Here is a 23,375-nt window from a genome sequence, read left to right on the forward strand (position 1 = left end):
CCCATTTCCGGTGACAAAACAGCCTCTTCGTCACGCGATCCGGCGCTGCGCCTGCGGTAGATAAAGCTTGCCCCCGCAGACTGGGCGCGATGCCCCTGTCGTGCTTGGAAAGGACGTCGGCAGACCTGCCTGAAATCTTGCCCCGAGGAAAGCCATGGCCTGAGCCTCCAGGGCGTTGCCGTCGATACCGAACTCCTCGCTTGAGCGGACATCGCCTTGCAGAACCGAACGCAGCGCCGCCATCAGCGTAGGATTGAGCCGTCCGCCCCCGCACACGATCCAGAGCGCCGGCACCTTGGGCAGCAGCTTTTCCGAAAGGCCAATCGTACCCGCAGTCAGCGCGACCATTGTAGCGGCCCCATCCTGCAAGGACAGCCCTTCGGCAACTGTCATCGAAAAAGCATTCCGGTCGAGGGATTTCGGGCCGGGCGCGGTGAAGAAGGGATGTTCAAGCGCGGTAGCTATCCGATCCTGGTGAACCGTTCCTTTGGCTGAAACCGCGCCATTTTCATCAAACTCCCCCGCGCCATGCTTGCGGATCCAGTCATCCAGCAAGGCATTGCCAGGTCCAATGTCAAACGCCAGGATATCGTCGCCATTCAGATAGGTCAGATTGGAAACGCCGCCGATGTTGAGGAAGCACAAGGGCTGGTCCAGCTCCCGCGCAAGGGCCTGATGATAGACAGGAACCAACGGGGCGCCCTGCCCGCCCTCCGCCATGTCCGCAAGCCGGACGTCACCGATCACTGGTAGCCCAAGGCGGTCGGCTAAGGCTTGAGGCTCGCCCAGCTGAACCGTCTCGCCAACGGACGGGTCGTGCCAGACGGTCTGGCCGTGAAACACCACCGCATCTGGCAAAAGACCATGTTCGGCAAGGTAAGCCTCCAGCGCGGCAGCATGATCATCCGTCACCGCCCGCGCCAGAGCCGGCCACGCACTGCGATCTTTAGGGCCCTTGGCGATTGCGCTCAAAACCGCCTTGCGGGTCTCCGCCCGGTAAGGCGCTGTGGTGCCAGGGCCGAACCGCTCGACAGAGATACCGTCTGTCAGGATTTCCGCCAGATCAATCCCATCTGCCGAAGTTCCGCTGATCGTCCCGACCACAGACCACATGACGCTTCCTCCTCAGAGTGTCTTTGACACCGCTTCAATACCCGCTTCAGCCATGTCGAACAGGTCGTTGATCTGCGCTTCAGTGATGATCAGCGGCGGACAGAAAGCCATGGAGTCCCCCATATTGCGGGAGATCAGGCCACGGGCATGGAATTCCGCATTGGCAAGGGCACCCAGCGCGCCCGGCTTGTCCAGATAGGCGCCATGGGCCAGTTCGGCGGCGCCAATCAATCCGATACCGCGAGTCTCGATCACAAGTGGACTGGCCGCCAGATCCTTGAGGCGCTTCTGGAACAGCGGACTGATGGCCTTCACATGACCAACCAGATTCCGCTCCTCAATGATCTTGATGTTCTCAAGCGCAACAGCCGCTGCGACAGGGTGGCCGCTAGCCGTATAGCCGTGCCCCCAGACACCGATCTTATGGCTTTCATCAGCGACCGGCCCATAAACGGTCTCGTTCACCATCAATGCGGAGATCGGCAGATAAGACGAGGAAATCGCCTTGGACAGGGTGATCATGTCCGGCTGCAGGTTGAAGGTGGTCGTGCCGAACATTTCGCCAGTGCGTCCGAAGCCGCAGATCACTTCATCCGCAACAAACAGGATGCCGTATTTCTTCAGCACCGGCTGCACTGCTTTCCAGTAGCCTTCCGGTGGAACGATAACACCACCCGCGCCCATGACCGGCTCAGCGAAGAAAGCCGCAATCGTTTCGGGGCCTTCAGCCAAAATGAGGTCTTCCAGATCCTGCGCGCATCGCTTGGCAAATGTAGCCTCGTCCTCGCCATCCTTTTTCATGGTCCGGTAGTGCGGGCTGGTGGTATGAAGAATGCGCGCAATCGGCAGATCAAAAGACCGGTGATTGTTCGGCAGGCCGGTCAAGCTGGCGGTGGCAACGGTTACGCCATGATATCCACGCACCCGCGAAATCACCTTCTTGCGCTCCGGCTGGCCCAGCGCGTTGGACCGGTACCAGATCAGTTTCAGCGCGGTGTCGTTCGCCTCGGACCCGGAGTTGGTGAAATAGACCTTCGACATGGGAACAGGTGCGATGGACACCAGCTTTTCCGCCAGCTCCACGGACGGTCCATGGGTCTTGTGGCTGAATGTGTGATAGAAGGGAAGCTTCTCCATCTGCCGGGCCGCGGCTTCAACCAGCCGCTTTTCCCCAAAACCGACCGCAACGCTCCACAGGCCAGCCATCGCCTCAATATAGCGTTTGCCGGTGTTGTCCTCGACGTAAATGCCTTCGCCTTTTTCGATCACGAGCGGACCGTTTTCCTCATGGCGGCGGGCATCCGTATAGGCATGGAGCTGATAGGCAATATCCCGCGCTTCGAGAGAATTGGGCAGATGAGACATGGAAAACCTCTAGGACTGGACTGACCTGCCGGGAGCGTTCAAAACGGCTTCCACGACGCAGGCGCTCTGACCAGACTAAATCGGCTCCGGCGGATTTTCACCCATCAAATTGCGTCCACTGCAGATCCACATGTCAGAGCTTGATCTGACGCAGGTCTTCCAGAAGATCGAGAAGCGTGTCCAGCTTCTCGCGGCCGAACTCCGTCTCCAGACGGGTCATGATCGCATTGCTTTCGCCCGCATGGGCGCGGATCAGCTCCCGGCCTGCCTCGGTGATGGAAACAATGGACTTGCGCCGGTCTGCCTGATCCGTCACCCGCGAAATCATGCCTTCTGCTTCCATGGCGTAGAGAATGCGCGTCAGGCTGGACAGCAGCAGACAGGCAGCATCGGCAATACCGGTCTGCTCCATAGGGCCGTGCTCTTCCAGCACCCGCAGCACGCGCCACTTTTGCTCGTTGAGCTTGCTGGCCGCCAGCATCACACGGATTGGGCCCATGACCGTCTCGCGCGCCCGCAGCAAGGCAATGGGCAAGGATCTGGATGTCTTGCGCAGAACGGGTTCAGAAGCCCTGTCAGCCGCAGGTTTGCATTGGTTTGTCATCCTTTCCCTATGAGGCGAAAGCGCCGGAAACTCAAGAGCCGCGCTGGAGAGGACTGTTGACACAACAACTAAATTACTTGATAAAGCAACTAATATAAGCGTCAGGAGGAGACGCCATGCCCCACTTTCATATCAACTATTCGCCGAACCTGGAAAGTCGGCTGGATATCGCAGGACTGTGCCGCACCATCCGCGATGCCGCCGTGGAGACAGGCCTGTTCCCGCTGGCAGGCATCCGCATCCGGGCAACGGCCTGCACCCATGTGGTGATGGCCGACGGCAACCCGGATCATGCCTTTCTGGATCTCTCGGTCCGCCTGCGGGCAGGCCGGACGGAGGAGGCAAAAAAAGCGGCCACCCAGACCATTTTCGCAGCCATGGAAGCCTATTGCGCAGAGGTGATGGAAACCTCCTCCTTCATGCTCTCCATGGAAATGCGCGACATCAAACTGGAGTTCAGCCCCAAGGCCAGCTCCATCCGCAGTTACCTGCCGGGAGACGCCCAGTGACGGACCTCACGACCCAACTTGCCAAGCTTGAAGCCCATCTCGGCCGTTACCGGTCGGAAGGACTTCAGAACCTGATCAACGGCGAAACCTGTGCAGCCCGGTCCGGCGCTCATTTTGAGACCCGCTCGCCGGTCGATGAAAGCCTGATTGCCACGGTCAGCCGCAGCGGAGCAGACGATATCGATGCCGCTACAAAGGCTGCCAAGGCAGCCTTCCCGGAATGGGCCGCCATGAGCGGCGCCAAGCGCAAGGCGATCCTGCACAAGATCGCCGACCTGATCGAGGAGCGGGCGGAAGAGATCGCCCTGTGCGAATGCTGGGACACCGGGCAGGCCTACCGCTTCATGTCCAAGGCGGCACTGCGGGGAGCGGAGAACTTCCGTTTCTTCGCAGACAAGGCTCCCTCCGCTCGGGATGGCCAGTCCCTGCCGTCGCCGCAGCACATGAACGTGACCACCCGCGTGCCAATTGGCCCGGTCGGAATCATCACGCCCTGGAACACGCCTTTCATGCTGTCGACCTGGAAGATCGCGCCAGCGCTTGCCGCGGGCTGCACCATCGTCCACAAGCCGGCAGAGTTCAGTCCGCTGACGGCTCGGATCCTAGCAGAGATCGCCCATGACGCCGGATTGCCCGCAGGCGTCTGGAACCTCGTCAACGGCTTTGGCGAAGAAGCCGGCAAGGCCTTGACCGAGCATCCCGACATCAAGGCCATCGCCTTTGTCGGCGAAAGCAAGACCGGCTCCATGATCATGAAGCAGGGTGCGGACACGTTGAAGCGCGTCCACTTCGAGCTTGGCGGCAAGAACCCTGTCGTCGTGTTCGAGGATGCAGATCTTGACCGGGCACTCGATGCGGCCGTTTTCATGATCTACTCCCTCAACGGCGAACGCTGCACGTCTTCCTCGCGGCTGCTGGTTCAGGAGAGCATTGCCGACACGCTCGAAGCCAAGCTGATTGAACGAGTGAAAGGCCTGAAGGTTGGCCACCCGCTGGATCCGGCAACGGAAGTCGGACCACTGATCCACAAGACCCATTTCGACAAGGTCACGTCCTATTTCGCCATTGCCGAGACGGATGGTGCCAGGATCGCCGTCGGCGGCGGGCGCAAGGGCAACGAAGGCTGGTTCGTTCAGCCGACCCTCTTCACTGGGGCGAACACTTCGATGCGTATCGCCCAGGAGGAAATCTTCGGCCCGGTTCTGACCTCCATCCGTTTCAAGGATGAAGCCGATGCGCTGACCATTGCCAATGACGTGCAATACGGCCTTGCCGGTTATCTGTGGACCAATGACCTGACCCGGGCCCTGCGTTTCTCCAATGCTCTGGAAGCCGGGATGATCTGGGTGAATTCGGAAAATGTTCGCCACCTTCCAACGCCCTTTGGCGGCGTGAAGGCCTCAGGCATCGGACGCGACGGGGGAGACTGGTCGTTCGAGTTTTACATGGAACAAAAGAACATCGCCTTTGCGCTAGGTCAGCACAAGATCCAGCGGCTCGGAGCATAAGGGCGGAGAGATCCGCCGGGAGGAAAACCTTTGCCGATACCCGCCCCCAATCTGTACCCCGCCTTCAATATCGTCCGGCTCAGCCATGTGGAGCTGGCCGTGACGGATCTTGCCAGGAGCCGGGCCTTTTATGTCGACACCCTTGGCCTTCAGGTCACGGACGAGACATCCGACACGATCTGGCTGCGCGCGATGGAGGAACGCGGGCACCATTGCATCATCCTGAAGAAATCCGACAAGGCGGAAGCGCGGGATCTGGGCTTCAAGGTGTTCGACGAGGACCATCTCGACAAGGCGGCGGCTTTCTTCAAGGACAAGGGTCTGCCGGTCGACTGGGTCGAACGCGCCTATCAGGGCCGCACCTTCGTAACCCGAGATCCCCATGGCGTGCCGCTGGAATTCTACGCGAAGATGGACCGGCTGGAGCCGATCCATCAGAAATACGCGCTTTACAAGGGTGTGAAGCCGCTGCGCATCGACCACTTCAACTGCTTCTCGCCAGATGTCGATGCTTCGGTTGCCTTCTACAACGAGATCGGCTTCCGGGTGACGGAGTATACCGAGGATGAGGAAACCGGCCGTCTCTGGGCTGCATGGACCCACCGCAAGGGCGGCGTTCATGACATTGCCTTCACAAATGGTCTCGGCCCCCGCCTGCACCACACCGCCTTCTGGGTGCCGACGCCGCTGAACATCATCGACCTTCTGGACCTGATGGCGACAACGGGCTGGGTCGGCAACATCGAGCGTGGCCCCGGCCGTCACGGCATCTCCAATGCCTTCTTCCTCTATGTGCTTGATCCGGATGGGCATCGTATCGAGATCTATTGCTCGGACTACCAGACGGTCGATCCCGATCTGGAAGCTATCCGGTGGGACCTGAAGGACCCGCAGCGCCAGACGCTCTGGGGCGCCCCTGCCCCGCGCAGCTGGTTCGAGCACGGTTCCCGCTTTCATGGAGCAGAACCCCGGCAGAGTGATCTTGCAGCTTCCCCGATCATTGCCCCGTGAGGCATTCTCGGCGCGGCTGATCCCTCAGCCGCAGTTCACCTGACAGGGGACCGGCTCTCCGGTCTCCTCAAGCATGTATGGAGGATGGCTTGAACTGGAGCGAGTTTGCCCGCTGGGGCGCACGTATATCCGACTGGGCGGCAAACTATCACGGCGGCTTGCGGGACAAGCCCGTGCGTGCGCAAACCGCGCCCGGCTCGATTGCTGCGGCACTTCCCGCTGCCCCGCCGGAATCCGGCACGGATATGGAAGCCATCTTCTCGGACTTCGAAACGCTGGTCATGCCCGGCATGACCCATTGGCAGCACCCGCGTTTCTTCGCCTATTTCCCGGCCAATGCCGCACCGCCGTCCATGCTGGCAGAATTCCTGGTCACGACGCTCGCTGCCCAGTGCATGCTCTGGCAGACGTCTCCTGCGGCAACGGAAGTCGAAACGGTAATGGCCGACTGGCTGCGCCAGGCCCTGGGCCTGCCGGACAGTTTCCAGGGCGTCATTCAGGACAGCGCGTCATCCGCGACCCTCGCCGCCGTTCTGGTCATGCGCGAGAGGGCGCTGAACTGGACCGGCAACACGGCGGGCCTAAGCGGACAAAAGCTGCTCCGGATCTACTGTTCCGGAGAGGTGCACACCTCCATTGACCGGGCCATCTGGATCTCCGGCATCGGCTCGGACAATCTGGTACGCATCCCCACGAAAGGCCCGCTGCGCTCCATGGACCCGGAAGCCCTAGCTGCCGCGATCGAAGCGGACATGGCCGCCGGTCATGTCCCCGCCGGTGTGATCGCCTGCACCGGGAGCACCAGCACCGGCGCTTGCGATGATCTCAAGGACGTGCTGGCGGTTGCCCGTTCCCATGGGCTCTACTCCCACGTGGATGCGGCCTGGGCGGGTTCTGCCATGATCTGCCCGGAATTCCGCACGCTCTGGGAGGGCGTGGAGGCGGCCGATTCCATTGTGTTCAATCCGCATAAATGGCTTGGCGCCCAGTTCGATTGTTCGCTCCAGTTTCTCCGCGATCCGGATTCATTGGTCAAAACTCTCGCGATCCGGCCGGAATACCTGAAGACCCACGGCGCAGACGGCATTATCAACTATTCCGAATGGACGGTTCCGCTTGGCCGCCGGTTCCGCGCCCTGAAGATCTGGTTTCTTATTCGTAGCTATGGTCTTGAGGGCCTGCGCCAGCGCATCCGCAACCACGTCGCTTGGTCCTGTGCGCTGGCCGAAAGACTGCGGGAGGACGAGCGCTTCGACATCGTGACCGAGCCGGTTCTTTCGCTCTTCACTTTCCGCCGCAAGGGATGGGACGACGACGCCCATATCGCATTTATCAATGCCATCAACAATGATGGCCGGATCTATCTGACCCAGACCCATGCAGGCGGCCGCATTGCCGTCCGCTTCCAGGCCGGCCAGTTCGACGCCACGCTGGAGGATGTCGAAACGGCTGGTGCCGTCATTTCAGAATTTGCAGGGGCTTCCTGATGTTCGCGACGTTCCGCTCGAGCGGAGAGCAATTCTATGGCGTGGTGGCGGAAGGCGGCATGATCGCTTTGTCGCCTGAGTTTCCGCAATGGAAGACCCTGAAAAACGTGATCGAGGCCGGGGAGTTGCGGACACTGGCCAAAGCAGGTCACGGACGGCCCATTACCCACCCGGACGGCAGCTTCACCTACGAGATCCCGGTGCCTGACCCGGAAAAGATCATCTGTGTCGGCGTGAATTTTCCGGATCGGAACGCCGAGTACAAAGATGGGCAGGAAGCTCCGCCCAACATGTCTCTTTTCGTCCGGTTCGCCCGCTCCTTCGTCGGTCATGGCGTCCCCTTGATCCGCCCGCCGGAAAGCCCGCAGCTCGACTATGAAGGCGAGATCGCCATCGTGATCGGAACCGGAGGACGGCGCATTCCGGAAGAAGACGCGCTGAGCCATATCGCCGGTCTGACCCTTTGCAATGAAGGCACGATCCGCGACTGGGTGCGGCACGCGAAGTTCAACGTCACCCAGGGCAAGAACTGGGACGGTTCTGGTGCCATCGGCCCTTCGCTCGTTCCCTTCACCGCCCCTGCCCAGCTTGCCGACGTCGGTCTGGAGACCCGGGTGAATGGTGACTTGCGCCAGCAGGACCGGACGAGCCGCATGCTTTTCCCGATCGCTCGGCAAATTGCCTATATTTCAACCTTCACCACCCTTGTTCCGGGCGACATCATCGTCACGGGCACACCGACCGGGGCCGGCGCCCGGTTTGATCCGCCGGTCTGGCTGAAGCCCGGCGATGTGATCGAAGTGTCGGCGGAAGGTATCGGAACCCTGCGAAACGGAGTGGTGGACGAATGACCCCGGCGGATATCTCAGCTGCAGCTCAGGCGCTTTTTGAGGCAGAACGGACCGGCAGGCAATGCGGCCTCCTGAGCCTCGCCCATCCTGACATGACACTGGATGACGCCTATGCGGTTCAGGGCGAACTGATCCGGATGAAGAAGGACGCAGGGGCAAAGGTCATTGGCTGGAAGATCGGCCTGACCAGCCGCGCCATGCAGCAGGCCCTCAACATCACCACGCCGGACAGCGGCGTGCTGCTGGACGACATGCTGTTCCAGAGCGGTGCCACCGTGCCTAAAGGCCGCTTCATCCAGCCGCGCATCGAAGCCGAGATTGCGTTCGTTTTGAAACACGATCTGAAAGGCCCGGATGTCAGCCGCGAGGATGTGATCGCCGCCACCAGTCACGTGGTGCCGAGCCTTGAAATTCTCGACACGCGCATCCTGAGAGCCGATCCGGAAACCGGCAAGGCACGGGTCATCCAGGACACCGTATCGGACAATGCTGCCAATGCGGGAATTGTCCTGGGCAAGGAAACCCACCCGGTCGATGCCTTCGATCTGCGCTGGGTCGGAGCCATCGTCAAACGTGACGGAATTGTCGAGGAGACCGGTCTGGGTGCAGGGGTCCTGAACGATCCGGTTGAGGGCATCGTCTGGCTGGCACATCGGCTCGCAAACTATGGCGCCGGGCTCTCCGCTGGTGATATCGTCCTGTCCGGATCCTTCATCCGTCCGCTGGAAGCCCCATCCGGCAGCGCCTTTCACGCAGACTTCGGCCCGTTCGGCCAGGTTTCCATCCAATTCGCATAAGGACATGACATGCCCGCCCCCCGCAATGAACTGAAGCACAGACTGGCTGCCGGAGAGGTTCTCCATGGCTGCTGGATCAGCATGGCTGATGCCTACGTGACAGAAATGGCAGCTACCGCTGGCTTTGACTGGCTGCTGATTGACGGTGAACATGCCCCCAACGACATCCGCTCTCTGTCCAGCCAGCTTACCGCCGTTCTCGCCAGCCCCTCTCAGCCGATCATGCGGCTGGTGGACGATAACCCGGCCACAATCAAACAGGCGCTCGATATCGGCGCGCAAAGCCTGCTGATCCCGATGATCGAAAGCAAGGAACAGGCAGAGCGCACCCTCCGGGCAACACGTTACCCGCCACACGGCTTCCGCGGCGTGGGAGCCGCGATTGCAAGGGCATCAAAGTTCAACGAAATCCCGGACTATCTGACCACGGCAGATGCGGAAATATGCCTGATCCTCCAAGTGGAAACCCGAGCGGGTCTTGCAGCTCTGGACGATATCCTTGCCATTGAGGGCATCGACGGTGTCTTCATCGGCCCGTCCGATCTGGCTGCGGACATGGGGCATCTTGGCAATCCGGCAGCCCCGGAAGTGCTGGACGCCGTGACCGGTGCCCTGCGCCGTATCCGGGCAGCGGGCAAAACCGCTGGCGTTCTGTCCACCGACCCTGCCTATATCTCCGCCTGCAAGGAAGCAGGTGCCAACTTCGTTGGCGTTGCCATCGACGTGCTCGCCTTCGCCGGTGCTCTGCGCAGCTCTGCCGCACACTACAAAAACGGCGGCTAGTGCAATCTTCTGCTCAATCCGTTCTGTCCGGTAAGATGATCCTTCAGGGCAGAACGGATTGACGCACAAATGACATTGTCAGTTCTGAGCGAGCCCCTATTCTCGAAGAAAATCACCAGAAACAGGGGACCGTTTTGACCAATCCAAAGTCTACTGATCCTGCCGATCTCGGCGCCGTCGAAGCCCGCAGTCTGATTGCCCGGAAGGCTCTTTCTCCCGTTGAACTGGCCGAGGCCTGCATCCGGCGGATCGAAGAGGTCAATCCGGCCATCAACGCCATGGTTGCGCTCGATCTGGAGGGATTGCGCAAGGCAAGCCGGGTTGCCGAAGACGACGTCATGAGCGGCAAGCCGCTCGGCGCCCTGCACGGTCTGCCCATCGGCATCAAGGACATGGTCGATGTGAAGGGCCTGCCGACCACCTTTGGGTCCTTGATCTTCAAGAACAACATTGCAGCAGCCGATGATGCCTCCGTCACCGCACTGAGGGCAGCGGGCGGCATCCCTATGGGCAAGACCAACAATCCGGAATGGAGCGCCGGTGCCAATACGGTCAACCGTGTCTATGGCGCCACTGCCAATCCGCATGATCTGACCCGGTCAAGTGCTGGCTCTTCCGGCGGATCCGCGGCGGCTCTGGCTAGCGGCATGGTGCCCCTTGCCACCGGTTCTGATCTCGGCGGCTCCCTTCGCAATCCCGCAGCCTTTTGCGGGGTCGTTGGTTTCCGCCCCAGCTTCGGCGTTGTCCCTGGCGGCACCAGGGCAGCCGCCCTCTTCCCACTGGGGACAAGCGGACCGATGGCACGCTCCGTCGCCGATGCCGGACTGCTTCTCTCCGTCCAGGCCCAGCCGGACAACCGCGATCCCTATACCGCCGTGGTTGGCGGCAAGACAGCTTGGAACCCGGAGCACTTTGCCCGGCTGCCGCGCAAGGATCTGTCCTCTCTTCGCATCGGTTTCACCGAAGACTATGGCTACGCGCCGACAGAAAAGATCATCCGCAATCATTTCGCCAGCGTCATCAAGGAACTTGCCCCACTCTTCGGCATGGCTGAGGAAGCCCATCCGGACTGCACGGGTGCGGACCGGATCTTCTCGGTTCTCCGCGCGGTCATGTTTGCCGGCACTCACGCCAAATATCTGGACGAGCAGCCCGAACTGGTTGGCGATAATGTCCGTGAGAACGTGCTGGAAGGCCGCCGCTACAGCGCTGAGGACGTTGGGCAAGCCCTGGTTCTGCATGGCACCTATCAGCAGGCCTGGCAGAGGTTTTTTGAAACGACGGATTTCATTCTGGCACCTGCCGTCACCATCAGCCCACGTGACTGGCATGAGCTTTATCCGACAGAGATCGATGGCAAGCCAACCAAGAGCTACTATCACTGGCTCGGCATGGCCTACGCATCAACCCTGGCAGGCCACCCCTCTATCACGATCCCTTGCGGCAGGGACGCCAACGGCATGCCTTTCGGCCTGCAGATCATCGGCCGCAGGCATGACGACCTTGGTGTTCTTGCTGTCGCCGCAGAACTCGAGCGCGTCATCGCAGGAACGTCCGGCCTTGCTCTTCAAGGACCTGATATCGCAGCGCTGCGAAAGGCCCAGCCCTTGAGCGAAGCGCCTGGTTTTCTAACCACCGGCTGAATGCAAAAACGGGTGCGTCCTTTCAGACGCACCCAGTTGGCCGCATTTGCAACCTTCACACCGACGCGGACCGCGGCTCAAAGACCGCGTGCCTCAGCTTCAAGCGTTGGCTGCCTTCTTTTGGGCCTTCTCGCCCGTCGGCTGAAGCCCGGAGAGGGTTTCGACCAGAAGCAGGATCACCAGAGCCTGGCCGTAGGGAGCCGGAACATTGGGAAGCTTGCGGTAGAAATCGAGGTCATGGCCCATCGGTGTGCCGTCAGACACTTCCAAGACGATCCCGTCCTCGCCAATCCGCTCGACAACGGCGTCATAAGCCTTGTCCGCAACAGAGCGGGCGCTTTCCGGCAAGATACCTTCTTCAATGCCGCGCAGAATGCCATAGGCAATACCGGCGGTGGCGGAGGTTTCCAGCGGAGAGTCCTTGTCGTCCAGCAAGGTCGAGAACATGCCGTTGTCATGCTGCAGACCAGCCAGTGCGCGTACCTGGGACTGCAGAGCACAGGTCAGGAAGCGCGCGTCGGATGGCGCAATTGCATCTCCGACCAGACCGAAAAGTTCCGGAATGGCGACGGTGATCCAGGAGTTGCCACGGCCCCAGAAGGCCTTAGCGAAATTATGCCGCCCGTTGAAGTTCCAGCCGTGGTACCAGAGCCCCGTCACCGGATCAGCCAGATACCGGGTGTGCACAAGGAACTGATAGACGGACTCGTCGATCCAGTCCTTGCGCTTGAAGCGCTTGCCGGCCTGAGCCAGGAACAGACAGGTCATGAACAGGGTATCGTCCCACAGTTCACCGTCGTTCATGCGCTCCTTGACCACGTGCTGGAAGCCGCCGTCTTCCGTCTTGGCAAGATCATTCACCAGCCAGTCGGCCCAGTCCTGAACCAGAGCTTCCCAGTCCGGACGGTTGACGTGGTCGATCAGGATGGACAGGGCGAGCATCGGTGAGCTGGAGTTGACCTGGCGCGGCGGCAGTCCCCGGCCGATCTGCCAGTCATACCAGGCGGCGATGGACTCAATCAGCTCGCGGTCGCCCGAGGTTTCCGCATGACGAAGAAGGCCATAGATACCAACTCCGACTTCCCAGTCCCATTCATCGAACTGAAGGGAAAAGCCTTCGCTGGCCAGCGGCGCGGTTTCGTTCATTCCCTTGAGGCGTGCAAGCCCAACCGAAACGCTGGACAGCAGGCGGGAAATATCTTCGATGCTCTTCATGGCAAATTCTTTCAAGAGTTATCCGTTGCGCCGGATCCCAGAACAGCGGCCTGGCCGAACGAGATCTTTGGTTCGAGTTCGGGATGGGGGAACGGATACGGCTTGCCGCCCGCAGTGAGCCCCTCCCGGTAGTTTAAGGTCAGGACCGGACGGCCGGGCCGCTTGAGCGAAAGCGTCATCTCTGATGGGTCAAATGACGTTTTCACCTCGTCCAGCAGGCTGCGAACAGCTTCGAGTCCCTGCCCCTCCGGCAGATCGCCGACCAGAACCACCCAGCCAGCCTTCCGGCCTTCGGCCCGGTATTCGCGGTTCTGCCCCGGGCCGCTCAAGACAGGTTCAAGAGCTTTGCAAGGGGTCATCGCTGCATAGCCCCGGCCCGACTGCAGAAGCAGCCAATCACCATGAAGCTCTGAGGCGTCAAAGGCATCCGCTGGCGCGTAAGCATGGGTGAAACCGATTCGATGCGTTTCGGGAATGTCGAACAGCATGAGTGCCGCGTCACCGAACTGGCCAACACGCGGCATGGTGCCGTTGCCTGCCCAGTAAGATGGGCGCTGGTGGCCCCAGGGGTCGTCTTCACCGGGATGGTTGACCCAGGCGCGGGCGAAGGCGTGACCAGCAAACCGGACGTCCAGAATATGCTGCTGATGCCCCTTGGAACCGGGCTCGCTGTCCACCGATGCAGAGAGCTGCACAGCGGCAGACTTGTAGAGCGCGAGCCGTCCGGCATGGCCGTAGCCCTGGACGTAATGTGCCTCAACACACTGCCCGTCTTCCGGAATGGCAATACGGGTCAGCTCCGCTGGCGGCTCGTAGTCACCCGCGCAGAACATCGGCAAAGCAGCAACGCCTTCATTCAGCCAGCCTTCGCCAAAGGCCACCGTTGCAAACGGAGCCAGTTCGGTGCAGGGGCCGGCCCGCAGTTCCTTGTCATAAGCTCGGCCCATGGAGCCTGCCGGAACACCTGCAAGCGTATGCAGGGAGATCATCTTGAAGAGGCGGGAGAGCAGTTGATCAGCTCTCTTGGCAATTTCATCCTTGCCCCAATGCTCGAGGGCAAGCAGGCCGATGAAGTCGATCGGGTAATAAGCGGCGGAGTTCCACTCGGCAAAGCCATGGCTTTCGACGGAATCGAACCACTTGCTAAGCCGTTCGGTGGCCAGGGCCAATTGCTCGCTGCCAAGCCGGCCCGAGGCCGTGAACCGCTCGCCAGGCATCAGCAGCCCGGCAAGATATTGGGAGACGTGGAAGCACAAGACGTGGTTCTCGCTCCAGAACCACATGGTGTCGTTGCCTGGCTCGTCCACCCAGTAGCGGTAGTTCAGGATCGATGCCTTGACCGTCGCCGCCAGATCCGCAGGCAGCTGGTCACGGTATGCGCCATAGAGCCAGAGCAGCGGCACCAGAACAAAATCGGAGCAATCCCGCCGCTCATCGACAGACTCAAGCGTGTACTCAATCAGCTCACGGCAAAGACGCGTGCAACCATCTCCAGACGCCAGGATGGCGAAGGCACGGCCAATTCGCAGATCTCCGTGATCAGCAGCGTGACGAAGAGCTACGCGCTTGCGCTGTTTCAGGCCGCCGTTGTCGCGCGCCGGCTGCACATCGTGCAGCAGGGCGAAGGCGATCTGACGGAAGACACGGGTCTCCCCAACCGAAAATGCCAGATTGAGCGGATGATAGGCTTCCGCCATGCAGTCCAGACCATGTATCTCGACAGTCTTCTGACCAGCCTCCAGCACCGTCTTCGCGGAGAGGATCGGCGGTGTCCCGCGACGGTGGACGCTTGGCAGAACCTGAGCGGAAATCTCGACCGCAGAGACCGGCGCTTCATCGAAGGTCAGAACGAGCGGATTGCCGGTGCAAAACTCACCAACAGGACGCACATCGCGGGCCAATGCCATCAGTTCGCGGATCACTTCGGGATCCGCGGAACTCGGAATGGCGGACGTTACCAGCTGATCACCCAGCAGCGTCAGTTCCACGTACCAATTGGTATCGCGCTCAGCCATGTCCTCGGACAGCATGATGATCTCGCTGCCCGAGGACCTCAGCGGCAGCGTGATTTCTGCCTGCTGTTCCTTGTTGCGGGAATAGGGTTCGAACTTCGCAGCCAGCTTTCCGTCTACCCAGATGTGAACGCCGCCGCATGTCGCCACGCGGAAAGGGACATCCCCATCCTGAGCGGGCTCCAGAACAGTCTTGCACCAGCGCTTCAGCCGCGTCGGTCTGTGCCAGAAGTCAGAAAACTCCAGCCGGCGGTTGAAGCCGGGAAGATTGATGCTCTCGACCTCCCAATCTGTTTCCAGCTCCACGGTACGCTCGGCAATGTCTTTCCAGACTGCCACGCGACAGGGCAAATCGCCCACATCAACAAACCCGTTGATGAAACGGTAGTTGACCCGGTCTTCAGCCAGCGCGACTTCGCCCGGATAATAGGTCTCCGAAATACCGGACAGCGCCCAGGCCGTCACCGTGTCTCCCGGAGCAACCGGGAAACGGGACAATTGCCGCTCGGCTGTTTTGTGTGCAACTGCGCTCATGCGCTCCTCACTGCAACTTGCGTACGTGCCGTCTCCGCCATCCGCTCCTCGAGCGGCTTCAGCTGAGACAGAAAATCGATAGGGGTCTCGGCCTGGAGCTCAGCGCCGGCCTGTGGAGCGCGATCAGCTTGCTTGTGCGTCCAGATCAGCTCAGCGGTGTGGACGCCGCGCGCCTTCGCGGCGGCAACCGTTTCAGTGGAGCCACTGAGCACGAGGGTCCAAGAAGAAGGCAGATCGCTAAATTCTTCAGCTTCGAAGACTGACCCGGCACCATCCGCCTTGATCAGGCTGTCGAATAGCTCGAAAAGTCCGGCGTCCTTCATGAGACCTGCTGCACCCTGCAGCATATCATCCGCTAGAAGCACGAGCCGGTAACCCGCATTCCGGAGACGGCGGAGCATGTCACCAAGGCCAGGAACCAGAGTTGTTCCGCAAACCAGATTGCGGCCACCTTGCAGAGTGCCATCAACGAGAATGGTGTTGATCCGGGGCATTCGCTGCCGAAGATCCGACATCAACAGGCGCACGCGCTCGGGAATCCAGCTGTCGAGCAATGGCCAGGGGACAAGCGCGATGCTGGAATCCACCGCCGGATAAAACCGGTAGACCGGAAGAAAGGCATCGGCTCTCATCTGCAACTTCGCCAGCCGGTGATCGAGACCTTCCGGCACGACCAGTCCGCTCTCGCAATAACGGTTGCCCAGATGCACACCCTCAAAAGCCGCCAGATCGCAGCACATGGCCGGAAGATAGGTTCCGGCCTTTGCCCGCATCTCTTCGCCATCGGCCCAATGCGCATGTTTCCCAGCTTCGGAATAGACGACCGCACGGCCTTCCCGCGACAGGAAGCGGCCACCTTCGGCTTGCATCGCCACCCGGTTGCCGTGCCGGGACGCATCCACACGAACCGGCTGCTCAGCTTTGTCCAGATAGACCCAGATGTGCTCCAGGTCGTACATGTGCTGGATATCCCAGTCGTACCAGATCGCGTATTCGATGACCGGGCCGCCTTGGGGAACAACCTGGAACTTCGAGGAGGGAGACTGTCCCGCCTCCACGAAAACCGTGTAGCCCATGGCGAGCGGCGGATAGGGTTCCGCCTCATCCAGCATGATGACCGGTATGTGCCGGCGGGCCAGATCCCAATGGGATCCAGCCACAGCGGTTGCCCGCAGGTCTTCCAGATGACCCGAAAGACGCGAGACATCAGTCATTCACCGACACCTGTAAGGTTCAGTTCTTCGGCGTGGTGACAGCGGACCTGACGGCCTTTGATCTCGCGAAGTTCCGGAATCGCAACCCGGCACTTCTCGGTCGCATAGGGGCAGCGCGGGTTGAAGGCGCAGCCGGAAGGCGGATTTGCCGGATCAGCGATTTCCCCCTTCAGGATGATCCGCTTGCCTTCCTTGCGGCGGCGCGGGTCCGGCTGCGGAACTGCAGACAGGAGCGCTTCCGTATAGGGGTGCAGCGGTTTGCGGAAGATCTCGGCGGTGTCGCCCAGCTCCACAATACGGCCAACATACATGACCCCGATCCGGTCGGAGATATGTTCCACCATACCCAGGTCATGGGTGATGAACATGTAGGTCAGGCCGAGTTTTTCCTGCAGATCCTGCAACAGATTGATATTCTGAGCCGCCACCGACACGTCGAGCGCCGAAACGGCTTCGTCAGCTGCGATGAAGCTGGGATTAAGGGCAAGGGCGCGGGCGATGCCGATACGCTGACGCTGACCGCCGGAGAACGCGTGCGGATAGCGCATCACATATTCCGGACGCAGACCAACGAGACCCAGAAGCTCTTGAGCGCGATCACGGATTTCCGCTTTGGTGAGCTTGCCCTGAATGACCAGCGGCTCGCCGATGAGATCAAGCAGACGCATGCGCGGATCCAGCGAGGAATACGGATCCTGGAAGATCATCTGCATTTCGCTGCGGATCGGACGCAGCTGCTTTTCATCCAGATGGGCGAGTTCCGTGACGCTCTCATCGGCCCGGCGGAAACGGATGGATCCGTCCGTCAGCGTATAGGCACGCAGGATCAGCCGCGCGACAGTCGACTTGCCGGAGCCGCTCTCGCCAACAAGGCCGAAAGTCTCGCCCTTCTTGATGTCGAAGGTCACGTCGTCTACGGCCTTGACCTCTCCGACCTGACGCTGAAGCCAGCCATGATTGATCGGGAAGTATTTCTTCAGGCCGGTGACGGACAAAAGAACGTCGTCGGGTACAGGTGTCATATCGGTCATCACGCAACCTCCTCCGGAAGCTTTCCGGCGAAGTGGCAGCGGGCCTGCTGGTCATCGGAGAAACGGACGAGAGGCGGCACCTCCACATTGCACGTTCCCTGAACGGCGAACTCGCAACGCGGATTGAAGGAGCAGCCCTTGGGCACGTTGAAGGGATCGGGGACCATGCCCGGGATTGTCTTCAAACGGTGAACCGGCGCCTGGCCAAGCCGCGGCACGGACTGCAAAAGGGCACGGGTGTAAGGGTGTTGCGGATTGTAGAAGATGTCATCGACCGTGCCGGTTTCCACAACCTGGCCGAGGTACATGACCGCCACCCGGTCCGCGATATCTGCCACCACCCCGAAGTTGTGGGTGATGAAGATGATCGACATGCCGGTTTCAGCCTGCAGCTCACGCAGGAGATCCAGGATCTGGGCTTCCGTCGTCACATCCAGCGCAGTGGTCGGCTCGTCAGCGATGAGCAGAACCGGATCACAAGACAGAGCCAGCGCAATCATCGCACGCTGGCGCATGCCGCCGGAGAGCTGGTGCGGATAGTTGTCGACCAGTTGTTCCGGGCGCGGAAGCTGCACCTTGCGCAGAAGCTCGATGGCCCGCTCACGGGCTTCCTTCTTGCTGCAGTTCCGGTGCAGCAGGATGGTCCGCATGATCTGCGTACCGATGGTGTGAACCGGAGACAGAGCCGTCATCGGCTCCTGAAAGATCATGCCGATGGCATCACCGCGCAGCTCACGGATTTTCCGGGACTTGGATGGCAGGCCATCCAGCTGGATCTGTTTGCCCGCTTCCGGCTGGAACAGGATCGAACCGTCATCGCGGGAGGTGTTCTTCGGCAGCAGCCGCATGATCGAACGGACGGTCACAGACTTACCGGACCCGCTCTCGCCGACGATGCCGAGCACTTCGCCGCGGTTCACGTGGTAGGAGACGCCATTGACGGCGCGCACGGTTCCTTCACGCAGCTCGAATTGAACATTGACGTCCTTGAGTTCGAGCAGCCGTTCAGGCGGCAGGGTTGTATTTGCGTTGGTCATTTTTCCTCCCCGTCAATGGCCGTAGGGATCGGCTGCGTCACGCAGGCCATCGCCGAGAAAATTGAAGGCCAGGACAACGAGCACGACCGCGATGCCGGGGCTCAGAAGCCAGGGGGCCAGTGAAATGGAGCGCAAGTTCTGAGCATCCTGAAGCAGCACGCCCCAGCTGACGACCGGCGGGCGCAGGCCCAGGCCGAGGAAGCTGAGGGCCGTCTCGCCGAGGATCATCTCAGGAACCGCAAGGGTCATGGCTGCGATGATGTAGCTCGTCATCGCCGGAAGCATGTGCTTGGTCACGATCCGGTACTCGGATGCACCGCACAGACGGCTGGCGAGGACATAATCTTCCGTACGCAAGGACAGGAAGCGGCCGCGGACGACGCGTGCCAGATGCGTCCAGCCGATGAGTGACAGGATGATGGTGATCAGCACGTAGACGAAGAGAGGGTCCCAAGCCACCGGCAGAGCCGCGGCAAGGCCCATCCAGAGCGGAATGGTCGGAACGGAACGGATGAACTCCATCAGCCGCTGAATGCCCGAGTCCCACCAGCCGCCGTAATAACCGGCGATAGAGCCAAGGGCGAGGCCGAGGACGAAAGAGAAGGCCACGCCGATCAGACCGGCAGACAACGTAACCCGGGCCCCATAGAGCAGACGGGTGAAAAGGTCGCGGCCAAGCGAATCCGTTCCCAGCAGGTTGATTTCCTGCTTGCGGTCATTAACGCCAAAGAGATGGGTTTCCGTCTCAACAAGGCCAAGAAACTTATAGGGCTGCCCTTTCACGAAAAACTCGATCGGGAGAACCTTTTTCCTGTCTTCTTCATACAGAACACGGGCGGTTTCCGGGTCCCGCTTGCGCTTGACGGCATAAATGAACGGCCGCTGCAACTCACCATCATGGATGATGCGCACGATGCTCGGAGGAGCGAACGTGTTCAGCCGGTTGAAGCTGAAGGGCGTATACGGCGAAATGAAATCCGCAAAGATTGCCGTGATGGCCAGGATGATCATGAAAACCAGCGACGCTACGGCAAGCTTATGCTTGCGGAAGCGCCACCAGATCAGCGTCCATGGCTTTGCGGTGTAAAGATCCTCTTCGCGGCCTTTGACTTCCGGTTCGCCAGAGGCGGCGGTTGCTTCAAGTGTCATTGTCGCCTCCTCACGAATAGCGGATGCGCGGGTCGGACCACGCCAGAAGAATGTCGGATACGAGCGTACCGATGACGGTGAACACGCTCAGGATGAGAATGAAGCTGCCGGCCAGATACATGTCCTGCATCTTGAGAGCTTGCAGAAGCAGCGGACCAGTTGTCGGCAGGTTCAGAACCACCGCCGTGATCACGTCGCCGGAGAAGAGTGCGGGTAGTGCCCAGCCAACCGTGGAGATGAAGGGGTTCAGCGCTACACGAACAGGGTAGCGCCACACGACGGTGCGCTCGGAGAAACCCTGTGCATAGGCTGTTTCCACATAGGGCTTGCGCAGCTCATCCAGCATATTGGCGCGCATGACGCGGATCAGGCCCGCTGCCCCGCCGGTCGCCAGAACCACAAGCGGAATCCAGATATGCGAGAGCATGTTGATGATCTTCGCGCTGTCCCATGGCTTGCCCTCAAACTGCGGCGAGATGAGCCCGCCAACGTCGAGATTCATCCAGATGAACGCCACCCACATCAGGATAAGAGCAAGCAGGAAGTCCGGAATGCCTTTTCCCAGGAACCCGAAGACCGTGAAGATATAGTCGAAGAACGAGTACTGGCGGGTCGCGGAATAGACGCCAACCGGGATCGCGATGATCCAGGTAAAGACCATGCTGAGGGTCGAAATGATCAGGGTCAGAGCCAAACGGTCCCAGATCAGATCACTGACCGGCGCATTCCACTCAAGCGAGCGCCCAAAGTCGCCATGGAAGATAATGGCGGAGATCCAACGCCAATATTGTACCAGCAGCGGGTCATTGAGACCGTACTGAGCCCGCATCATCGCTTCTTCGATGTCAGTGACGTATTCGCCCCCGTTCCTCAACTGCGCCACATAAGCGGTCACGAAGTCGCCGGGCGGCAGTTGAATGATCACGAAAGATATGAATGACACGAAGGCCAGTGTGGGGATTGCCCACAATGTGCGCCGGACAATAAAGCCTAGCATTGTTCCTCCCCCTGTTTCGTTCCGGAGCAAACATGCTCCCTGCTGATGCGTCAGACAAAGCCGTGCATCATCGGACGAAACCCAGGATTTACTGAAGTTACGAATGTCCCTGACCGCCACCCGTGAGCGTCACGGGCGGCGGTCTTTTAAGGAACGAGGTTCAAAAAGCAGCTGTTACTGCTTCATCCACATCTGCTGGGTGACACCGATGCCAATCCCGCGCGTGATGTCGTCTTCGATCAGGCCATCGCGGAAGTTCTTGAAGTCGTTCTTCACGATCGAGATGGCCGGAACTTCACCAACCACACCGATCACGTAGCCTTCATCGACAAAGGTCTTGATCAGATCGTTGAGGGCAGCGTCCGCTTCAGCCCGGTTGCCCGCGCTGGCTGCCTTGTCCCAGTCCGCAAAGATCTTGCGGATCGGATGGTCGGCCGGCGGCTCGATACCGGAAGCGCCGTTGGTCGAATACCAGATGTAATACTGATGACCGTAGGTGTCGTTGCCCATCATGATACGCGGGTCAGCCGCAACAACCGACAGGCGGTCAAACGGGAACCACTGCATCTGGAAGTCATTGTTGTCGCGGCTTGCGTCCCACTGAGTACGGTCGATCAGACGCGGCAGCAGTTCAATGCCAACGTCGCGGTAGTTGTCAGCAATGATTTCCATGGTCTTCGGACCATTCTCATGCTGCATCTCCACGACAATGGACAGGCGCTTGCCGTCCGGACGCAGACGGAAACCGTCACCATCGCGCTTGTCGAGGCCCAGGCCATCAAGCAGCTCGTTGGCCTTGTCCGGGTCGTACTCGGCCCAGTGGGTTTCGAGTTCCGGATCGAAGTTCGGGGAACCTGTGACCGGAGATGCTGAACGGGCTTCCGCCAGACCGGAGAACACCAGTTCGTTCACGGTTTCACGGTCAATCGCGATGCTCAGCGCTTCGCGGAAGTCAGCCTGGGCATAAAGGTCACGCAGACCTTCATCCTTGACGGTCAGGTTCGGAACCAGCGACCAGGTCTGGGCCTGGGTCCAGCGGCGGACCGTGTAGTCGCCCTTGGCTTCGTTTTCCTTGTAGAAGGTGAAGTCCTGCGGCTCGACATAACGCATCTGCATGTCGATCTGGCCCTGCACGATCATCAGGTTGAAAGCTTCCTGATTGTCGAACAGCTTGTGGGCAATGTGATCGATATAGGGCAGCTGGTTACCGTCCTGGTCCACTGCCCAGTAGTAGGGGTTGCGGACCATGGTCACGACTTCACCCGGCGCCGGCTTTTCGATCTTCCACGCGGTGATCACCGGGAGATCCGGGTTCTGCCACCAGGCGGTTGCCGGACCCTTGGAGCCCCAAAGATCATCCCACTTCTCTACGCCAAACTTCTTGGCGGCAGCCTGCAGCTCTTCTTCGGAGGCGTAGTGGTTGTTGAACTGCTTGAGATAGTGCTTCGGGAACAGGAAGCTCGGACGGTCCAGGCTCGGGTTGCCGGTGGAGTCCTTAGCCAGAATGTCGAGGAAGTAGACATAAGGCTCTTCGAAGCTGACCTTGAAGGTCTGCTCGTCGATGATTTCCAGCTTCATCGGCTTGCCGCCCGGAGCGAGCGACTGGTCGATGGTGGGGAGAATGGCAGTGTTGAGGTAGACGTCGTCGTACCAGAATTTCACGTCTTCAGTCGTAACCGGCACGCCATCGGACCACTTGAGGCCCTTCAACAGGGTGAAGGTGTACTCACGGGAATCGTCACTGACCTTGTAGTCGGAGATGTAGCCCTTGACGAGGCCAAGCTGGCCTTCCTCATCCTGCGACCACTTAAGAACACGCTCTTCCATAAGCTTGGTCGGGCCCCAGCGGTCGCCCGGACCTTTGTAGGCACGATGCCAAGTGCCACCATACTGGCCGACTTCAACCGCCTTGATCACCGTCGGATGTTCCGGCAGACGCTCGTCAACAGGCGGCAATTCGCCTTTCTTGACCATCTCGGTCAGCATCGGCGATTCTTGGAAGGCATATGCCGACGTGGATGCCAGCAGACCCATAGCCAATGCTGCGAGTAACTTGGTTGCTTTCATTTCGCTATCACTCCTCCGTACTTCCTGCGGCCCGGGCTTTAGAGCCCTGTTGCCAACACCTCCCCCTACAGGACGATTGCAAAATATTTTTCACAACCTGCCAGCAAGACGTAAAAATTTTTATGAAAATATTTTTACGATCTTGCCCCTCATGAGAGGTTTATTAGACAATTGCTCGAACTAATTCCGGAAAGCAACAAGAAAATTTTTTCACACCTGCCGAATATGGAAATTTGCTCAGCAAATTTTTTCATGAAAATTTATGCTGCACAGCACCGTCAGCCGTCTGTTTTCTGAGCCGGAAAAGGATAGGGCCGAGCTGGACCCGGCACCATCTGCCCAAGATTCCGCTTCGTCAGAGACAGGCTTGCAGCAAGATTATTGACCTGCAGCAAGGCCCACTCTGGAACCGGGAAATGAGCCGCGGCTGTCACCGTCAGACTGATCT

General features: G+C 60.0%; 19 protein-coding genes. 8 read left to right on the forward strand and 11 right to left on the reverse strand.

What is annotated here, in order from left to right:
* Nucleotides 1-30 precede the first annotated feature (30 nt).
* The 3 genes from IG616_RS11955 to hpaR form a co-directional block, all read right to left on the reverse strand.
* Nucleotides 31-1,113 carry an anhydro-N-acetylmuramic acid kinase gene (locus IG616_RS11955; RefSeq protein WP_192148404.1) on the reverse strand — a complete coding sequence of 361 codons (1,083 nt, stop codon included), beginning with the start codon at nt 1,111-1,113 and terminating at the stop codon, nt 31-33.
* Between the two features lie 12 nt (nt 1,114-1,125).
* Nucleotides 1,126-2,478, reverse strand: coding sequence for an aspartate aminotransferase family protein (locus tag IG616_RS11960; protein ID WP_192148405.1), 1,353 nt, complete (start codon nt 2,476-2,478; stop codon nt 1,126-1,128).
* A gap of 133 nt (nt 2,479-2,611) precedes the next feature.
* On the reverse strand, nt 2,612-3,082 hold the full coding sequence (gene hpaR, locus IG616_RS11965) for a homoprotocatechuate degradation operon regulator HpaR (protein ID WP_192148406.1): 471 nt from the start codon (nt 3,080-3,082) through the stop codon (nt 2,612-2,614).
* A gap of 116 nt (nt 3,083-3,198) precedes the next feature.
* Between hpaR and IG616_RS23085 the strand changes: the two genes are divergently transcribed.
* The 8 genes from IG616_RS23085 to IG616_RS12005 all read left to right on the forward strand — a co-directional run bounded on the left by IG616_RS23085 (nt 3,199) and on the right by IG616_RS12005 (nt 11,671).
* Nucleotides 3,199-3,591: a 5-carboxymethyl-2-hydroxymuconate isomerase gene (locus IG616_RS23085; RefSeq protein WP_192148407.1), complete on the forward strand. Its 393-nt coding sequence runs from the start codon at nt 3,199-3,201 to the stop codon at nt 3,589-3,591.
* A complete protein-coding gene (gene hpaE / locus IG616_RS11975; protein ID WP_192148408.1) occupies nt 3,588-5,099 on the forward strand; it encodes a 5-carboxymethyl-2-hydroxymuconate semialdehyde dehydrogenase in 1,512 nt (503 codons plus the stop codon). The genes IG616_RS23085 and hpaE overlap by 4 nt, the downstream gene beginning before the upstream one ends.
* Nucleotides 5,100-5,129: 30 nt before the next feature.
* Nucleotides 5,130-6,110, forward strand: a complete 981-nt coding sequence (hpaD, locus tag IG616_RS11980; RefSeq protein WP_192148409.1) for a 3,4-dihydroxyphenylacetate 2,3-dioxygenase — start codon at nt 5,130-5,132, stop codon at nt 6,108-6,110.
* Nucleotides 6,111-6,199: 89 nt separating this feature from the next.
* Nucleotides 6,200-7,597 (forward strand): pyridoxal phosphate-dependent decarboxylase family protein, encoded by a 1,398-nt coding sequence (locus IG616_RS11985; RefSeq protein WP_192148410.1) that lies wholly within the window; start codon nt 6,200-6,202, stop codon nt 7,595-7,597.
* Complete coding sequence (locus tag IG616_RS11990; protein ID WP_209007471.1) at nt 7,597-8,448, forward strand: fumarylacetoacetate hydrolase family protein; 852 nt, start codon at nt 7,597-7,599, stop codon at nt 8,446-8,448. The genes IG616_RS11985 and IG616_RS11990 overlap by 1 nt, the downstream gene beginning before the upstream one ends.
* Nucleotides 8,445-9,245 carry a 2-oxo-hept-4-ene-1,7-dioate hydratase gene (hpaH, locus tag IG616_RS11995; RefSeq protein WP_192148411.1) on the forward strand — a complete coding sequence of 267 codons (801 nt, stop codon included), beginning with the start codon at nt 8,445-8,447 and terminating at the stop codon, nt 9,243-9,245. The genes IG616_RS11990 and hpaH overlap by 4 nt, the downstream gene beginning before the upstream one ends.
* 9 nt (nt 9,246-9,254) lie before the next feature.
* Nucleotides 9,255-10,028: an aldolase/citrate lyase family protein gene (locus IG616_RS12000; protein ID WP_192148412.1), complete on the forward strand. Its 774-nt coding sequence runs from the start codon at nt 9,255-9,257 to the stop codon at nt 10,026-10,028.
* Between the two features lie 134 nt (nt 10,029-10,162).
* On the forward strand, nt 10,163-11,671 hold the full coding sequence (locus tag IG616_RS12005; protein WP_209007472.1) for an amidase: 1,509 nt from the start codon (nt 10,163-10,165) through the stop codon (nt 11,669-11,671).
* Nucleotides 11,672-11,770: 99 nt separating this feature from the next.
* Here IG616_RS12005 and bglB read toward each other — a convergent pair whose 3' ends face one another.
* From bglB to IG616_RS12045, 8 genes are all read right to left on the reverse strand, one after another.
* The gene (gene bglB / locus IG616_RS12010; RefSeq protein ID WP_192148413.1) at nt 11,771-12,886 is read right to left on the reverse strand and encodes a beta-galactosidase BglB; all 1,116 of its coding nucleotides are present in this window, start codon (nt 12,884-12,886) and stop codon (nt 11,771-11,773) included.
* Nucleotides 12,887-12,897: 11 nt separating this feature from the next.
* Entirely contained in the window at nt 12,898-15,432 is a 2,535-nt protein-coding gene (locus IG616_RS12015) for a hypothetical protein (protein ID WP_192148414.1), read from the reverse strand.
* Nucleotides 15,429-16,646 (reverse strand): HAD family hydrolase, encoded by a 1,218-nt coding sequence (locus IG616_RS12020; RefSeq protein WP_192148415.1) that lies wholly within the window; start codon nt 16,644-16,646, stop codon nt 15,429-15,431. The genes IG616_RS12015 and IG616_RS12020 overlap by 4 nt, the downstream gene beginning before the upstream one ends.
* A complete protein-coding gene (locus IG616_RS12025; RefSeq protein WP_192148416.1) occupies nt 16,643-17,677 on the reverse strand; it encodes an ABC transporter ATP-binding protein in 1,035 nt (344 codons plus the stop codon). Before IG616_RS12025 ends, IG616_RS12020 begins: the two co-directional genes overlap by 4 nt.
* Entirely contained in the window at nt 17,677-18,714 is a 1,038-nt protein-coding gene (locus tag IG616_RS12030; protein WP_192148417.1) for an ABC transporter ATP-binding protein, read from the reverse strand. Before IG616_RS12030 ends, IG616_RS12025 begins: the two co-directional genes overlap by 1 nt.
* 12 nt (nt 18,715-18,726) lie before the next feature.
* Nucleotides 18,727-19,863 (reverse strand): ABC transporter permease, encoded by a 1,137-nt coding sequence (locus IG616_RS12035; RefSeq protein WP_192148418.1) that lies wholly within the window; start codon nt 19,861-19,863, stop codon nt 18,727-18,729.
* Nucleotides 19,864-19,873: 10 nt separating this feature from the next.
* Nucleotides 19,874-20,860: an ABC transporter permease gene (locus IG616_RS12040; protein ID WP_192148419.1), complete on the reverse strand. Its 987-nt coding sequence runs from the start codon at nt 20,858-20,860 to the stop codon at nt 19,874-19,876.
* A gap of 174 nt (nt 20,861-21,034) precedes the next feature.
* On the reverse strand, nt 21,035-22,927 hold the full coding sequence (locus IG616_RS12045; protein WP_192148420.1) for an ABC transporter substrate-binding protein: 1,893 nt from the start codon (nt 22,925-22,927) through the stop codon (nt 21,035-21,037).
* Nucleotides 22,928-23,375 lie beyond the last annotated feature (448 nt).

Origin of the sequence: Roseibium litorale, from assembly GCF_014842915.1 — a bacterium.
Classification (GTDB): Bacteria; Pseudomonadota; Alphaproteobacteria; order Rhizobiales; family Stappiaceae; genus Roseibium; species Roseibium litorale.

Bases quoted from the DNA above. Each gene is read 5' to 3' on its own strand.
- IG616_RS11955 (WP_192148404.1), bottom strand. From the start codon at position 1,113: ATGTGGTCTGTGGTCGGGACGATCAGCGGAACTTCGGCAGATGGGATT.
- IG616_RS11960 (WP_192148405.1), bottom strand. From the start codon at position 2,478: ATGTCTCATCTGCCCAATTCTCTCGAAGCGCGGGATATTGCCTATCAG.
- hpaR (WP_192148406.1), bottom strand. From the start codon at position 3,082: ATGACAAACCAATGCAAACCTGCGGCTGACAGGGCTTCTGAACCCGTT.
- IG616_RS23085 (WP_192148407.1), top strand. From the start codon at position 3,199: ATGCCCCACTTTCATATCAACTATTCGCCGAACCTGGAAAGTCGGCTG.
- IG616_RS11990 (WP_209007471.1), top strand. From the start codon at position 7,597: ATGTTCGCGACGTTCCGCTCGAGCGGAGAGCAATTCTATGGCGTGGTG.
- hpaH (WP_192148411.1), top strand. From the start codon at position 8,445: ATGACCCCGGCGGATATCTCAGCTGCAGCTCAGGCGCTTTTTGAGGCA.
- IG616_RS12000 (WP_192148412.1), top strand. From the start codon at position 9,255: ATGCCCGCCCCCCGCAATGAACTGAAGCACAGACTGGCTGCCGGAGAG.
- bglB (WP_192148413.1), bottom strand. From the start codon at position 12,886: ATGAAGAGCATCGAAGATATTTCCCGCCTGCTGTCCAGCGTTTCGGTT.
- IG616_RS12015 (WP_192148414.1), bottom strand. From the start codon at position 15,432: ATGAGCGCAGTTGCACACAAAACAGCCGAGCGGCAATTGTCCCGTTTC.
- IG616_RS12020 (WP_192148415.1), bottom strand. From the start codon at position 16,646: ATGACTGATGTCTCGCGTCTTTCGGGTCATCTGGAAGACCTGCGGGCA.
- IG616_RS12025 (WP_192148416.1), bottom strand. From the start codon at position 17,677: ATGACCGATATGACACCTGTACCCGACGACGTTCTTTTGTCCGTCACC.
- IG616_RS12030 (WP_192148417.1), bottom strand. From the start codon at position 18,714: ATGACCAACGCAAATACAACCCTGCCGCCTGAACGGCTGCTCGAACTC.
- IG616_RS12035 (WP_192148418.1), bottom strand. From the start codon at position 19,863: ATGACACTTGAAGCAACCGCCGCCTCTGGCGAACCGGAAGTCAAAGGC.
- IG616_RS12040 (WP_192148419.1), bottom strand. From the start codon at position 20,860: ATGCTAGGCTTTATTGTCCGGCGCACATTGTGGGCAATCCCCACACTG.
- IG616_RS12045 (WP_192148420.1), bottom strand. From the start codon at position 22,927: ATGAAAGCAACCAAGTTACTCGCAGCATTGGCTATGGGTCTGCTGGCA.